This window comes from Rhizobium fabae (genome assembly GCF_003985135.1).
GTDB classification, from domain to species: Bacteria; Pseudomonadota; Alphaproteobacteria; order Rhizobiales; family Rhizobiaceae; genus Rhizobium; species Rhizobium pisi.
The window spans coordinates 64,992-79,971 of record NZ_ML133646.1 but is presented as its reverse complement, the minus strand read 5'-3'; the positions used below and the strand labels follow the sequence as shown (position 1 = coordinate 79,971).

Annotated in this window: 13 protein-coding genes and 1 riboswitch; of the genes, 6 read left to right on the top strand and 7 right to left on the bottom strand. The window is 61.4% G+C overall.

Annotated features, from left to right (window positions below; genetic code table 11):
- The first annotated feature begins 160 nt into the window (after positions 1 to 160).
- Positions 161 to 910: a histidine phosphatase family protein gene (locus EFB14_RS03465; protein ID WP_126822745.1), complete on the top strand. Its 750-nt coding sequence runs from the start codon at positions 161 to 163 to the stop codon at positions 908 to 910.
- 166 nt (positions 911 to 1,076) lie between these two features.
- Here EFB14_RS03465 and EFB14_RS03460 read toward each other — a convergent pair whose 3' ends face one another.
- Positions 1,077 to 2,516: an FAD-binding oxidoreductase gene (locus EFB14_RS03460; RefSeq protein ID WP_126822743.1), complete on the bottom strand. Its 1,440-nt coding sequence runs from the start codon at positions 2,514 to 2,516 to the stop codon at positions 1,077 to 1,079.
- Positions 2,517 to 2,700: 184 nt separating this feature from the next.
- The gene (locus EFB14_RS03455) at positions 2,701 to 3,588 is read right to left on the bottom strand and encodes a LysR family transcriptional regulator (RefSeq protein WP_126822741.1); all 888 of its coding nucleotides are present in this window, start codon (positions 3,586 to 3,588) and stop codon (positions 2,701 to 2,703) included.
- A gap of 103 nt (positions 3,589 to 3,691) precedes the next feature.
- Here EFB14_RS03455 and EFB14_RS03450 point away from each other — a divergent pair, with 103 nt between their 5' ends.
- Together EFB14_RS03450 and EFB14_RS03445 are read left to right on the top strand one after the other, a co-directional pair.
- Positions 3,692 to 4,312, top strand: coding sequence for an NADPH-dependent F420 reductase (locus EFB14_RS03450; protein WP_126822739.1), 621 nt, complete (start codon positions 3,692 to 3,694; stop codon positions 4,310 to 4,312).
- Positions 4,313 to 4,472: 160 nt separating this feature from the next.
- Positions 4,473 to 6,785 carry an NADP-dependent malic enzyme gene (locus EFB14_RS03445; protein ID WP_126822737.1) on the top strand — a complete coding sequence of 771 codons (2,313 nt, stop codon included), beginning with the start codon at positions 4,473 to 4,475 and terminating at the stop codon, positions 6,783 to 6,785.
- Between the two features lie 100 nt (positions 6,786 to 6,885).
- Here the strand turns inward: EFB14_RS03445 and EFB14_RS03440 are convergent, their stop codons facing one another.
- The 4 genes from EFB14_RS03440 to EFB14_RS03425 form a co-directional block, all read right to left on the bottom strand.
- The gene (locus EFB14_RS03440; protein ID WP_126822735.1) at positions 6,886 to 7,416 is read right to left on the bottom strand and encodes a ribonuclease H family protein; all 531 of its coding nucleotides are present in this window, start codon (positions 7,414 to 7,416) and stop codon (positions 6,886 to 6,888) included.
- Positions 7,417 to 7,573: 157 nt separating this feature from the next.
- Positions 7,574 to 7,945, bottom strand: a complete 372-nt coding sequence (locus EFB14_RS03435; RefSeq protein WP_126822733.1) for a VOC family protein — start codon at positions 7,943 to 7,945, stop codon at positions 7,574 to 7,576.
- A gap of 78 nt (positions 7,946 to 8,023) precedes the next feature.
- The gene (locus tag EFB14_RS03430) at positions 8,024 to 9,262 is read right to left on the bottom strand and encodes an RNA polymerase sigma factor (RefSeq protein ID WP_126822731.1); all 1,239 of its coding nucleotides are present in this window, start codon (positions 9,260 to 9,262) and stop codon (positions 8,024 to 8,026) included.
- Complete coding sequence (locus tag EFB14_RS03425; RefSeq protein ID WP_125845802.1) at positions 9,259 to 9,621, bottom strand: YciI family protein; 363 nt, start codon at positions 9,619 to 9,621, stop codon at positions 9,259 to 9,261. The genes EFB14_RS03430 and EFB14_RS03425 overlap by 4 nt, the downstream gene beginning before the upstream one ends.
- A gap of 283 nt (positions 9,622 to 9,904) precedes the next feature.
- Here EFB14_RS03425 and EFB14_RS03420 point away from each other — a divergent pair, with 283 nt between their 5' ends.
- A complete protein-coding gene (locus EFB14_RS03420; RefSeq protein ID WP_126822729.1) occupies positions 9,905 to 11,005 on the top strand; it encodes a DUF2865 domain-containing protein in 1,101 nt (366 codons plus the stop codon).
- Between the two features lie 15 nt (positions 11,006 to 11,020).
- Here EFB14_RS03420 and bluB read toward each other — a convergent pair whose 3' ends face one another.
- The gene (gene bluB / locus EFB14_RS03415; RefSeq protein WP_126822727.1) at positions 11,021 to 11,710 is read right to left on the bottom strand and encodes a 5,6-dimethylbenzimidazole synthase; all 690 of its coding nucleotides are present in this window, start codon (positions 11,708 to 11,710) and stop codon (positions 11,021 to 11,023) included.
- 42 nt (positions 11,711 to 11,752) lie between these two features.
- Positions 11,753 to 11,940, bottom strand: a riboswitch (cobalamin riboswitch).
- A gap of 424 nt (positions 11,941 to 12,364) precedes the next feature.
- Here bluB and EFB14_RS03405 point away from each other — a divergent pair.
- A complete protein-coding gene (locus tag EFB14_RS03405; protein ID WP_126822725.1) occupies positions 12,365 to 14,236 on the top strand; it encodes a methyl-accepting chemotaxis protein in 1,872 nt (623 codons plus the stop codon).
- A gap of 56 nt (positions 14,237 to 14,292) precedes the next feature.
- Positions 14,293 to 14,877, top strand: coding sequence for a hypothetical protein (locus EFB14_RS03400; protein WP_126822723.1), 585 nt, complete (start codon positions 14,293 to 14,295; stop codon positions 14,875 to 14,877).
- Positions 14,878 to 14,980 lie beyond the last annotated feature (103 nt).

Genomic DNA, 14,980 nt, shown 5'->3' with positions numbered 1-14,980 from the left:
CGGAACGTCTCGCTCTCACTCGACGCAAAAGACCATCAGGACGGTCGGGCGAGCGGAGACCAAGCGCTTCGACCCTTTCCATCCTGCCGGCAATGTTGCCCTGTGGGTCAAGCGCGTTCATGATGACAGCGATTCCATATCCGACAAAGCGGGACGGCTGATGCGTCTCTTCCTCGTTCGCCACGGCGAATCCCTCGGCAACATCAACGAACGGGCCTATCGCCAATTCGGCGATCACAACGTGCCGCTGACGCAGTGGGGCTATCGCCAGGCGGCCGAGGCCGGCGGCGTGATCGCCTCCTATCTGAAGGCATTGCCGAGCTCGGGCTTCCAGAAGCTGCACATCTGGTACTCGCCGTTTCTGCGCACGCGCCAGAGCAAGGATGCGCTGCTCGAAGCCCTGCCCGAAAACTTCGTTGGCGATGTCAGGGAGGATTATCTTCTGCGCGAGCAGGATTTCGGTCTCTTCACTGAAATCTACGACCATGCCGAGCAGAAACAGAAATTCCCCGAGGAATTCGAAAAATGGGCGCGGCTGCGCAGCAACAGCGGCAAATTCTACGCCCGGCCGCCGGATGGCGAAAGCCGGGCGGATGTGGCGCAGCGGGTGCGCCTGTTCCTGCAGACCGTCATGCGCGATGCCGAAAGTAGCGACCATAATGTCGCAATCGTCGGCCATGGCGTCACCAACCGGGCGGTGGAAATGAACTTCCTGCACCGCCCTGTCGAGTGGTTCGAGCGCTCCGACAATCCCGGAAATGCCGATATCACGCTGATCGAAGGCACCCGTTCACAAGGATACGAGACGATCCTGCTGCATCAGGCCGCCGACCGGCAGCCGGGACAGGAAGGCCAGTTGCGCAATGCCTATGGCGCCGACGTGACGATCACGCCGAAGACCGGCGGATAACGAGAGCAATCGCTAATCCAACATCTGTTGGTCAACTCAGTGGAAGGCGATAAGTAGCCGGCTCATCATGGACCGATGGCATCGCACCTTTCGAACGCCCATCATGGAACGCCGCGCATCAACATGCGCGGCGGAAATTTCACCTTGTTGACTTCGCTCAATCCTCTCACGCAGCCCGCACGGCCGCCATCGGCTTCACGTTCTGGTTCATGCGGAACAGATTGTTCGGATCGTAGCGCAGCTTGACTTCGGCAAGGTGATGGTAATTGGCGCCGTATGCCATTTCGACACGATCGGTCTCGTCCTCAGGCATGAAGTTGATATAGGCGGTTCCCACGGCATGCGGCTTGGTTGCCTCGAAAAGTTCGCGCGCCCAGCCGATGCAGCTTGCGTCCATTCCGGCTTCCCGCCAGCGCGCATGCACGTTCATGACGAAATGCGAGCTGCGCTGCGGAAATGCGGTGGCCTCGGTGGGAACGCGGCCGGCGGCGCCGCCGACATGGCCGATGAAGATCTCGCATTCCGGTCCGGGCAGTTTGCGCACGGCGTTGAGAAGAACCTCGATCGCCGCATCGGAAAGGGAGGCGAAATCCTGGCTCTTCCAGTAATTGCGCGCCCCCGGCGTCAGAAGCGGGTCGAATGCCTGCTGCCAACCGGTGAACGGCACCGGGCCGACGACATCGGCGATCGGCGTTCCGATCCCGCGCAATCTGGCCGCAGCCTTCTCTCCCGCCGCGATATCCCCGCAATAGCACATGGCGAGCACGACGATTTCCTTGCCGTGCCATTCGGCCGGAAGGAACGGCAGCGGCGGCGCCTGGCGCATCACCACCCAGCAGGTCAGTTCGTCAGGTGCTGCTTCCAATGCCTGCCGGTATTCCCTGAGCACCTTTTCCGCGTCAGCGAAGGGATGCACGACCAGTCCTGCCAGAACCTCGGTGTTGAGAGGGTTGAGCTTGAACTCGAAGGAGGTCACGACACCGAAATTGCCGCCGCCGCCGCGTAGCGCCCAGAAGAGATCCGGCTTTTCGGTCTCGCTCGCCTTGACCAGCTCGCCATCGGCCGTCACCACATCAACAGAAAGCAGATTGTCGAGCGTCAGCCCGAATTTGCGGGTGAGCCAGCCGAAACCACCTCCGAGCGTCAGTCCGGCAATGCCGGTCGTGGAATTGATGCCGGTCGGCAGCGCCAGCCCGAAGGCCATCGTTTCCTTGTCGACGTCGCCGAGTGTGGCGCCAGGTTCGATCCGGGCGCGGCGCGTCTGAGGATCCACCCGCACCGATTTCATCGGCGACAGATCGATGACGACGCCGCCCTCGCAGACCGCATTGCCGGCAATGCCGTGGCCGCCGCCGCGCACCGAAACGAGCAGATTGTTGTCGCGCGCAAAACGCACCGCGCGCATGACATCGGCCGCACCTGAGCAACGCGCGATAAGGCCGGGCCGGCGATCGATCATCGCATTCCAGATCGCCCGCGCCTCGTTGTAATCGGCGTCTTGACTGGTCAGGAGACTGCCGCGAAAACCAGCAGCAAACGCATCCATGGCCATGTCATTGACCATCGTCTGTCCCTTTTGCAGGGTCGTCAGGTTCAAATTGTCCATGATTTCCTCCTTGCAACCGGCGCCCCGCCCCGTCGCGGCGGCATTTTGCGCTTGCTGGGGCCGCCAAACAAGTTCCGAAAAGGATTAGCTCCCTGCGGCTGCAACCGCAGAAGTGGCATTCCATTGACTTCACTCGGAAATTGGTGTTCGCGGACGGCAATCCCTGCCGCGAGCCGACAGATATCTAACCCCGCAGCCCGCGCGCGATGGCATCGATCACCGCGCCGATCCGCCCCGGCACGAACCGACGCGATGGATGGACGGCGTGGATCGGCAGCACCAGTTTTCGCCAGCCGGAGAGAACCTCGACAAGCCTTCCATCGGCTATGTCTTCCGCAACGAGATCGACGGGGATGTAGATGATGCCTGCGCCGGCGAGCGCTGCCGTCCTGAGTGCCTCACCGTTGTCGATCTCTATGTTGCCGCGCACCGCGACCGTGAAACTCTCTCCGTCCTCCGTCTCGAACGGCCATTCGTCGCGCGGAACGAGATTGAGATTGAGGATGCAGCGGCCGAGGCGAAGATCCTCAGGCCGCTCCGGCGCAGCAAATCGTTCAAAATAGGCCGGAGAGGCGCAGCAGACGAAATGATAGCTGCCGACCCGCCGCGCAATCAGGGAAGATGGCTTCAATTCGCCGATCCTGATTGCCAGATCGTAACCCTCGGCCACGAGGTCGACATTGCGGTCGCTGAGATTGAGCTCGACGGAAAGCGCCGGATGCCGCTCCGCGAGCTCGGCCATGGCAGGCGCGAGCCGCTTGATCCCCAGCGTCGTCGGAGCGCTTACACGCAGGCGTCCAGACAGGGCCTCGGCATCAGGGCGGGAGATGTCGTTGAGCTCCTCCAGCTCGTCGATGATCCTGCTTGCCTTGACGAGGAAACGAGACCCGATCTCGGTCAGCCGCTGTGTGCGCGTGGTGCGTTCGATCAGCTTGACCCCGTATTCCTGCTCCAGCGCCTGGATGCGTCGGCCAACCATCGCCGGCGAAATGCCAAGCCGCTTCGCCGCTCCGGCAAAACTTCCCGATGTCGCGGCGGCAATGAGGGTCTGCAGGTTCAAAAGATCGGGCATTCGATACTTTTATGCAGGTCTGTTATCGCAATCAATGCAATTAACGAATGGATTGCTTGGATGTATCTCTTTGTTATCCCATCGGATCACAGGAGAAAGCACAATGAAAACAGCAATTATCGGCATTGGAAACATGGGCAAGGGCTTGGCCGCGCGTCTCGCCGGCAAGACTGATCTCGTTATCGCCGGCCGCAATGATACGGCTGCACGCAGCCTTGCCGAAAGCCTCGGCGTCGAGAGCGCCCCCATCACGGAAGCGATCGCCGCCGCCGGAATCGTGGTCCTTGCCGTTCCCTATGCGAGCGCGCTTGAAATTGCCGCTTTGCCGTCCCTCGCAGGTAAGATCGTCGTCGATATCAGCAATCCGTTGAAACCAGATTTCTCCGGCCTGCTCTTCGGCCACGAGACTTCCGCCGCCGAGAAGATCCAGAAGGCAGCCGCCGGCGCCAAGGTCGTCAAGGCCTTCAACACCATCTTCGCCGAACTCTTCAACGCGCCCCGCGACGCCACGGCGAAAGTGCCGGTATTCGTCGCCCGAAATGATGAGGACGCCGTGGAAAAGGTTTCCCGTCTGGTCGTCGACTCTGGATTTGCCGTCGAAAAGTCCGGCGGCCTTGACGCTGCGACACTTCTGGAACCGCTCGGCATGCTCAACATCCGCCTCGGCTACGGCCTCGGCCGGGGAACCGCCATCGCGCCTGCCTGGGTCAACATCGCCGCCTGAGAGCTTACCGCCTATAACCAAGATGAACATCCCGTCCGTGAGGCCGGGATGTTTTTGCCGTTCGATCGAAAACTTCTTCCTTCCCCCCATTTCCATACTGTCGCCCGTATCCGATTGATGTATGGAGGGAACTCCCAAAAAGACGTGCACGGAGGCGGCAATGGATCACCAGGATAAATCCAAGACGGACAAGAACCTGCCAAGCGGCGATCTCGACGAGCAGGCGCTCTTCTTCCACCGCTATCCCCGCCCCGGCAAGCTGGAGATCCAGGCGACCAAGCCGCTCGGCAATCAGCGCGACCTGGCGCTCGCCTATTCGCCGGGCGTTGCCGCCCCCTGCCTTGCCATCCGCGACAATCCGGAGATGGCGGCCGAATATACCTCGCGTGCCAATCTCGTCGCCGTCATCTCCAACGGCACCGCCGTCCTCGGCCTCGGCAACATCGGCCCGCTCGCCTCTAAGCCGGTTATGGAGGGCAAGGCCGTACTCTTCAAGAAGTTCGCCGGCATCGACGTCTTCGACATTGAGATTGATGCGGCCAGCGTCGACCAGATGGTCTCCACCGTCTCCTCACTGGAGCCGACCTTCGGCGGCATCAACCTGGAAGACATCAAGGCGCCGGAATGTTTCGAGGTCGAGCGGCGCCTGCGCGAAAAGATGAAGATCCCGGTCTTCCACGACGACCAGCACGGCACCGCGATCATCGTCGCCGCCGCGATCCTGAACGGGCTGGAACTCGCTGGGAAGAAGATCGAGAACGTCAAGATCGTCGCCTCCGGCGCCGGTGCCGCCGCCCTTGCCTGCCTCAACCTGCTTGTTACCCTCGGGGCGAAGCGGGAAAACATCTGGGTCCACGATCTCGAAGGCCTCGTCTATGAAGGCCGCACCGAGCTGATGGACGAGTGGAAGTCCGTCTATGCCCAGAAGAGCGATACACGCACGCTCGCCGAAAATATCGGCGGCGCCGATGTCTTCCTCGGCCTGTCCGCCGCCGGTGTGCTGAAGCCCGAACTTTTGGCGCAGATGGCCGACAAGCCGCTGATCATGGCGCTTGCCAATCCGACGCCGGAGATCATGCCGGATCTCGCCCGCGCCGCTCGTCCCGACGCGATGATCTGCACCGGCCGCTCCGATTTCGCCAACCAGGTCAACAACGTCCTCTGCTTCCCCTATATCTTCCGCGGCGCGCTCGATTGCGGCGCCGAGACGATCAACGAGGAAATGAAGATGGCGGCGGTGCGCGCCATCGCCGCCCTTGCCCGCGAAGAACCGTCCGATGTCGCCGCCCGCGCCTATTCCGGCGAGACCCCGGTCTTCGGCCCCGATTACCTGATCCCCTCGCCCTTCGACCCCCGCCTCATCCTGCGCATCGCGCCGGCGGTCGCGAAAGCGGCTGAACGGAGCGGCGTGGCGCGCCGTCCGATCCAGGACTTCGACGCCTATCTCGACCAGCTGAACCGCTTTGTCTTCCGCTCCGGCTTCATCATGAAGCCGATCTTCACGGCGGCAAAGACAGCAGAGCGCAAGCGCGTCATCTTCTCGGAAGGCGAAGACGAGCGCGTGCTGCGCGCCGCCCAGGTTCTCATCGAGGAAGGCATCGCCGAACCGATCATCATTGGCCGTCCCCAGGTCATCGAAACGCGCCTGAAGCGCTATGGCCTGCGCATCCGTCCGCTGCAGGATTTCGAGGTCATCAATCCGGAAGACGATCCGCGCTTCCGCGAATATGTCGATCTCTATTTCTCGCTCGTCGGCCGGCGCGGCGTCATTCCGGAAGCCGCCCGCACCATCGTGCGCACCAACACCACAGTCATCGGCGCTTTGGCGCTGAGGCGCGGCGAAGCCGATGCGCTGATCTGCGGCCTCGAAGGCCGCTACGAGAAGCACCTGCGGGACGTCCGCCAGATCATCGGCAAGCGCAAGAATGTCCGCGATTTCTCCGCACTCAGCCTGATGATCTCGCAGCGCGGCGCCACCTTCTTCACTGACACCTATGTCACCTTCAATCCGAGCGCCGAAGAAATCGCCGAGGCAACGGTGCTGGCGGCCGAGGAGATCCGCCGTTTCGGGATCACGCCGCGCGCCGCCCTCGTCTCGCATTCCAATTTCGGCTCGCGCGAATCCGAGAGCGCGACGAAGATGCGCAACGCCCTGCAGCTCGTGCGCGACGCAGCCCCCGATCTTGAGGTGGATGGTGAAATGCATGGCGAGAGCGCCATCACCGAAGCCCTGCGCAAGCGCGTCATGCCGCACACGACGCTGCACGACGAAGCCAACCTGCTGGTGTTCCCGAACCTCGACGCCGCCAACATCACGCTCGGCGTGGTCAAGTCGATGACCGACGGCCTGCATGTCGGGCCGATCCTGCTCGGTGCGGCTATGCCCGCCCACATCCTCGCCCCCTCGGTCACCTCCCGCGGCGTCGTCAACATGGCGGCATTGGCAGTCGTCGAGGCATCGCAGCCGGCGTAAGGCGGCTCAGGCTGCCAATCTCGTTCGCGATGCTCGGGCTTGTCCCGAGCATCGGCGTTAGCGGCAGCAGATCCTCGACAAAGGTCGAGGATACGCCAAGTCATCCGCGCCCTAACGACAGACGTCCTCTATCCGCAAGCTCATCCGCGCGTTCGTTGCCTGATACGCAGGAATGGCCCTTGCACCAGGCAATAGTGACCAACGGATTCTGGGATAGCTGAAGATCGACCGCTTTCCAGAGTTCAGCATTGGCGATCATTCGGCTTCGAGCATTCCCGTTCGGATTGCTTTTCTTCCAGCCATTGTTCTTCCAGATATGTCGCCTGATGTTGCAGCCTGTGACGGCGTAGATGGAATCCGACCAGATGGTCGCGGCTTCGCCCGTCGCCTCGCCGTTGATCCATATTGCTGCCTTGAGGACGGCGGTCAACTCCATCGAATTATTGGCGGAGTCTCCGACGCCACCGAAGCCGGAGGCGATTTCCACGACATCGCGATAAGCAACAAAAGCCCAGCCCCCGTGCCCGGAACCGGGATCATAACAACCGTCCACGAAGATATGGAGACCGTGTTGGGCTGCCGGTATGCCGAATGTCGTCGCAGGGTGAAGCTCGTTGGAAATGCTTGTCATTCTCCGCCCTTTTCGCCTTCGCTCGCCGCCGCGCCGGCCAGGGCGATCCGCGCCAGCCACTTCTTGCTATTCAATCATCTCCAGCCTTTGCTTTCGGCCCAAAGCAGCCATTGCTCTGGGCCGAAGACTTAATTGTCTGGAAGCGGCGACTGCGAAGTCAGTTCTTCACAGATCCCTTGGGAGGCTCGGCCAGGTTGATCCGGTTGCCCTCCGCATCAAATATCTGAGCCACGACCCCAAAGTCGCCTTCCACTTTGTTGACGAGTTGCAAGCCCTGGCGCGAAAGCCTTTCGCGCTCGGCCTCGAGCTCGGGGACGACGATCGTTATCATCCCGTTGCCTGCGCGTTTGTCATCCTTCCAGACCTGCAGGCCGGCCCCGCCCATTTTGCGCCACTGAGCCATGCCCGGTATCGGCTTGTCATCTGCGGGACGCCCCATGAGCTTTTCATACCAGACGAGGGCTTCGTCAAAGTTGGAAACGGTGGCGGAAGCGAAGATGCTCTGTACGGTTATTGAAGTGTTGGTCATGTCGTACTCCTTGGTTGGACAGACGGATGTCGTGCAGGAGTTCTCGATTTCGACAGGCGCCGTGAGAAAACTTCGTGGTCAACATAAAACTTTTGAGCGCTGTTCTTCGAGGTGGCGTCGTTCTACCTCCGACCAACACAATCCGATGGCGACCGTGAAAGCTTCCGCCGCCTCGACATGCCTATCTAGATCGGCGCAAATCCGCGCGCGGGCCGTCCAATAGGGCAGGTAGTCGGCCATCCTCGGATCGACGGCAAGCGTATATATGTCGCCGAGAGCCGCATCTGCTTGCCCTATCCGCATGAGCGCCACGGACCGATTGAGTGTCACGACGGGCGACGGAGCAATCCTGCCCAGCACATCATAGAGGGAAACCACAGCTTGCCAGTTTGAGATGCCGCTCAAACGGCGCGCGACATGGGCAGATTGAATGGCCGCCTCGATCTGGTAGCGGCCTGTTGGCCCCTTTGCGTTTGCCTCTCGCAAGAGACCTTCTGCGATGCGCAATTGCTCATGATCCCAAAGTCCGACATCCTGGCTGTCCAGCGGCACGAATGCACCATCAGGCCCCCTGCGGGATGATCGCCGCGCCTCCGCATAAAGCATCAGTGCGAGAAGACCTTTCGGCTCCGGCTCTTGCGGAAGCAGGGATACGACCACACGTGCAAGCCAGATTGCCTCTTGTCCAAGCGTTTCCGCCCCGTCAATGTCCAACCACCCATTCGTATAGGCGGCGTAGATGGCAGCAAGTACCGGCGGCAAGCGGTTCGACAATTCCTCTTTTTCCGGCACGACGAACGGAATTTTCTCGTCCTTGATCCTCGCCTTGGCCCTCACCAGCCTCTGCCCCATGGCCTTCGGAGAGACGAGAAACCGCGCGGCGATATCTGCCGCGGTCAGGCCCAGCACGGTCTGAAGGATCAGCGGCGTTCGCACCGAGACATCGATGTCGGGATGTGCGCTGGCAAACATGAGCGCCAGTCGCCTGTCCGCGATTTCTTCATCCCGTTCCGCCGCGGCCGAGAGTTCCTCGGTGATGAGCGCGAGATGATCGGCACTCCTCGCCTTGACTTTGTCCTTGCGCCAATCGTCGAACCTGCGCCTGCGGGCGATGGTCAGCAACCAGGCATCGGGGTTGTCAGGCACGCCATCGACAGGCCATTTCTCGAGAGCCGCGAGGAAAGCCGCCGCGAGCGCATCCTCGGCAGACGCGAGGTCACCCAAGCGCCCGCCAAGATAAGCGACGAGGCGGCCATAGCTCTCGCGCGCCACCCGCTCTGCAACGGATCGGGCAAGGATGGAACCCGAATCCGTCATCCTGCATATTCCGAGGCATCCCTGATACGACGAACCTCGACCGTGCCCCAGGTCGCGGCAGGACAGCGTGCCGCCCATTTGTTGGCTTCATCAATATCGGCGACGTCAATGATAAAGTAACCGCCGAACTGTTCGCGAACATCGGCATAAGGGCCGTCCAGAACACTGACCTCATTTCCCTGAACGCGAACGATACTCGCCTCGGAGGAACTGACGAGCGCGTTGCTGGAGACGAACGCCGCCGCTTTCTCCAGCGCCTGTTGATAGGCATACATCTGGCCGAGGAAGCGTGCCATGTCTTCAGGTGCTATGGCCTTCCCGGCAGCTTCGTCGGCATGCAGCATGAGCATATAGCGCATTGTGTTCTATCCCCAGTGAAAGCCAATTTCCCGCAGGAGCGAGCGGTGAGAATAACAATTCGGATGAAGAAGGGAACTGCCATTGACGGTTGCGGTGTCCGCTTCCAGCGCAAAGCTACCCCAGACCTTCCCCAAAGGAAGATTGCCGCATCTGCTGGATAAAATTGCGAAAATGCGCTAGGAATATATCCCAGCTTCTTAAGAGAAACACGCTAAGAGAAAACGCGCGGCGGATGGACGTCGCCTTTGACCGATTGAATATTTCTCATTCCGGGACGACGCCGTGAAACGCCGAAACCTGTCTCTCGCGCTCCTTCTTGCACTGGCAGCACCAGCCGCCGCGCAGACCAGCGCTATCTGCAACGACCTGCGCGGCCGTCTGGCCGATCTGCCACGATCGATCGGCAACAACAACGGGCCGGAAGCGCGCCAATATGCCAACGCCATGGCCGAGCAGAACCTCGAACTGCGCAAGGTTCGCAACGATCTGCGCAGTTTCGACTGCACCTCGGGCAGCATGGTCGTGATCGGCGGAGAGAATGCCGATTATTGCGCCGAACTCTCGCAGGCCGAAGCCCGGATGATCGACAATATCCGCTATCTTCAGGATCGCCGTGACGAGCTGCGCAACCAGACCGATGGCAATGACGACGCACGCCGCGAGCTGACCACCGCCCTCGAGGGCAACGGCTGCAACAGCGACAATTTCTATGCGCCGTCCGAGCGCAGCGCCAACGATCCCGCCCCGAGCATCGAGGAACAGGCGATGCGCACCGATACCTTCATTCCGCTCGGCGGCGATGAACAGGTTGACCCGCGTTACGGCCTGCCGCGAGCCGATATGCTCTCGCCCGTCAGCACCATCTGCGTGCGCAGCTGCGACGGCGGCTTCTTTCCGATCAGCTCGAATGCCACCTCGGTGGATTTCGGCCGTGATGCCCAGACCTGCGCCAAGATGTGCCCCGGCATCGAGACCCAGCTCTTCTATCGCGACGTGACGAGCACCGAAGCCTCGAACATGATCTCCGTCGCGACGGGCACGCCCTACAGCGCGATGAAGAACGCCTTCGCCTACAAGAGCCGCGCGCCCGGCGAAAAGAACGCCTGCGCCTGCAATCTCACCGCCTACTACAATGAGATGCGCGGCAAGCAGGCCCTGAGCCAACCGCCGCAACAGGGCTCGATCACCACCCTCCACACCAATCCGCCGGCGAAAGATGCCGCGGCAGCCACCGTGCCGCAGCCATCTGTCCCGGAGCGTCCCTACGATCCGACGCAGAACAAGGTCCGCCAGGTGGGCCCGCAATTCCTCGCCGGCGACCAGGGCTCGATCGATCTTGCCAATCCGGCAACGCCCGGCCCGCAGCCGCAGCAGCAGCAGTGATCGTCTGAATCCGGTTCAGCGCTCGCTCCGTCCCCAGCCGTCGTGGAAGACGAGTTCTTCGAGCGGCAGCCGTTGCCGCCAGCCTTTGACGGAGAGTTCCGGTTCGTCATAGAGCCGGTCGACAAAGCCGGCGCAGAGCCAGGCGACCACCTCGACATGGTGGGGTATGCCGAGAATGGTCTTCAGGTCGCCTTCGCGAAAGATGCTGACCCAGCCAATTCCGACACCCTCCGCCCGTGCAGCAAGCCAGAGATTCTGGATGGCGCAGACGGTGGAATAAGCGTCCATCCTGGGATTGTGCGTGCGCCCCAGCACCACGCTGCCGCTGCGTGTCGGATCGCAGGTCACGCAGATGCCGAGCGGCGCCTCGACGATGCCTTCAAGCTTGAGCGAACGGTAAGCCTGCCGCCGTTCGCCTTCGAACATCAGCGCCGCCTCCTCGTTGGCCCTGGCAAAGGCATCCCGCACCCGCGTCCTCACCTCCGCACTTTTCACCAGGATGAAATTCCAGGGCTGCATGAAGCCGACGGATGGTGCGTGATGAGCGGCGGTCAGCAGCCGCTCCACGACGTCGTCGGGCAAGGGATCGGGCCGAAATTGGCTGCGAACGTCACGCCGCGTCATGATCGCGTGATAAACGGCCTCGCGTTCGGCCAAGGAAAAGCCGGATGCCGCCGAAAGGGCATCCTCATCAAAGGGTCGCATCGTCAAATCCCAAACAACGCAACCGCCCGCCGTCCGCGCGGGTTGGGTCTATCTTGCCAGGCCGGTCTTCTGACTTGGCGTCATCCCCCTGCCGCAAGCCTTCCCGGCAAAAAGCCAGTGGCATGATGAGCGGCAGGCGTCGGCCTTACAGCGTTGGGCACGTTCCGGTCTTGCACCGGATTCCCGATTCTCCCGCCGCGACGGCGGGCACCTGACGATGCATCTATTTCAGGAAACCGGCGCAGCGGCAAGCTGCCTGCGACATCGATTTCGGCACTTGCCTGCATCACCTTCCTGCGCCTGCCTCGCGATACCGGCGCGGAACTGACGACACGCCGCCGCAGGCACCGCCAGGCCGAGCCCGAAGAGGCGATGGCGGAACGCGGCTCTTAGTCTTTTATTCCTGGAAGGCGGTTGCGATGGGGAGCGCCGCGGCGATCGAGGCCCGGCAATCCGGAAACAGCAGCCGGACGCGCCGATGTCCATTTCAATTTATCATTTCTTCACACAAAAAATACAGACTAAGATTGCGCGTTTTGGGTCGCAAGGAGGACGTGGGCATGAGTGCTCGCGCTGCGATCGCCGGCGTGGATGCCCGTATTGATATGCCGGTCGGGGACTAGCCGACCGCGTTTGCATTCGAGGCCCCACGGCATGTTCCAATTTCTCAAAACGATGCCCCTGACGGCAAAGCTGGCAGCGATCATCGTCACCGTCAATCTCTGCGGCATCTCCGCCTTCGCGGCCTATAGCTGGATGTACGAAACCCGGGCCTTGGTCGATGGCGCCAAGGCGAACTGGGCCAAGGATGCCGAACAGTTTGCATCCGTGGCCGCCGGCGGCGTCAAATGGGGCAAGGCGAATGCCGTTCGCGAGGCTTATTCGCTCTACCGGGATGATCCCTCGCTCGACCTTGTCCAGTTTGCCGCATTCAATGCGGACCTCGCAGCCGTCGATACGTGGACGCGCGACGGCATCGGCGGTTTGCCTTCTGCCGACGATTTGAAGAAGCGCCTCGGTGCCAAGCCGGAAAAAACGACGATCGACGACGGCGTGGCGGCAGGCGTGGTCACGATCATCGCGCCGCTTCCGCTGGATAAGTTGGGCAAGGCCACCGGTTACGTCCTCACGAATTGGTCTATCGAAAAGATCGCTTCCGAAGTTCGTCAGAAGGTCGTCATTTCGCTGCTCACACAATCGGCGATAACAGCCTTGGCCGTCGTCGCATTTCTTCTCGCCATGCGCAGCCTCGTTGGCCGCCCCCTCAGGATCCTCAGCGGCAGGATCAGCGCTTTGCAGAAAGGCGATCTCGCCTCTCCCGTCACCTACCGCGAAAACGGCGATGAAATCGGCTTCCTGGCGCGGGCCTTGGAAGTTTTCCGCGAAGAGGCGATTGCGAAGATCGAAAGGGAACAGGCTGCAGCCGAACAGAGCGCCTCACTCGACGCCGAACGGGCGCGCAACGCATCGCTGACGGAAGAGGCCAGCAACACGCAACGGCTGGTCATGAACACGCTCGCAAATGCATTGGAACGGCTTGCGGCAGGCGATTTCTCGATAAGTCTCGCCGATCTCGGCCCCGAATTCGACAAGCTGCGGCAGGATTTCAACTGCATGGTCGAAGCGGTCGCCGCCGCGCTGACGGAGATCAAGACCGCCTCGGTCGCGGTCGAAAGCGGGTCGAGCGAGCTTGCCTCCTCCGCCGATCAGCTCGCCAGGCGGACCGAACAGCAGGCAGCCGCATTGGAGCAGACTGCCGCGGCTCTCGACGAGGTGACGACAACAGTCAGAACATCGTCGCAGCGGGCCGAGAATGCCGGGCAACTGGTTGAGGAAACCAAGCGCAGCGCCCATGTGTCTGCAACGGTGGTGCGCGATGCGATCGGCGCGATGGATCGGATTCAGACTTCGTCCAGCCAGATCGGCCGCATCATCGGCGTGATCGACGAAATCGCCTTCCAGACCAACCTGCTGGCGCTCAATGCCGGCGTCGAGGCCGCGCGTGCCGGCGACGCCGGCAAGGGTTTCGCGGTCGTTGCGCAGGAAGTGCGTGAACTTGCCCAGCGCTCCGCAACCGCGGCGAAGGAAATCAAGAACCTGATCAACGTGTCAGGACAAGAGGTTGCCGCCGGCGTCGGGCTGGTCAATCAAACCGGCGACGCCCTGCTGAAGATCGAGGAGCAGGTCAACCGCATCAGCGACAGCATCGCCTCCATCGTTCAGTCCTATCGCGAACAGGCGACGGGCCTGCAGGAAATCAACGGCGCGATCAACCAGATGGATCAGGCCACACAGCAGAACGCGGCCATGGTCGAGGAAACAAACGCGGCCTGCCAGGAACTGCTGACGCAGGGGCGCCTGCTGCAGAATTCGGCGGCTGGGTTCACTGTCGGCGCCTCTGCCGCCAGCCAGCCGCAACCCGCTCAACCCGTTCGTCAGCCTCGCCAGGAGCAGAGAGTCGTTGCGCAGCGGCATGCCACAAGTGCCGCCGTTGCTGCTTCTCCCGGCGCCTGGGAAGAATTCTGACGTCATCCTCGTTCAAGCCTCATTCCTCAACAACTGATCATCAGAAGGGAACTGCTATGAAGAAAATTATGACCGCATTGCTTTTGACCTGCGCCGCTTCAGCTCTCCCCATGGGCGTTTCCATGGCGCAGGATGCTGCCCAGCTTGCCCCGATCGCCGACTACGTGAAGAGCGACGTCGAACCCTGGCTGAACGACCCTGCCATCATCGATGCCCTCAAGGCGCAGGACGCCACCAACGCCAACCTGAGCGCTGGTGATATCGACGCGCTCGACAAGAAATGGCGCGCAGAAGTCGATGGTTCCGACCACTCGATGATCGACGGTGTGCTCGGCAATGCGCTGTCTAAATTCCTTCAGGAAAAGAAAACTGCTTCCGGCGGCAAGATCACCGAGATCTTCGTCATGGATGCAAAGGGCCTGAATGTCGGCCAGAGCGACGTTACGTCAGACTACTGGCAGGGCGACGAAGCCAAGTTCCAGAAGTCCTTCGGCGCCGGCAAGGACGCCGTCTTCGTCGACGAGATCGAAAAGGACGAATCCACCCAGACGCTGCAGTCGCAGGCAAGCGTCACGATATCAGACGATAAGGGAACCCCGATCGGCGCCATCACCATCGGCGTGAACGTCGACGCCCTTTGATCACAGAATTGCGTTAGCTCATTGAAGCAGTACAAATATCGCCCGGATGCATACGTGGTTTCGGGCGGTATTTTTCAGACAGAAAATTCTGCGTGACAACGCG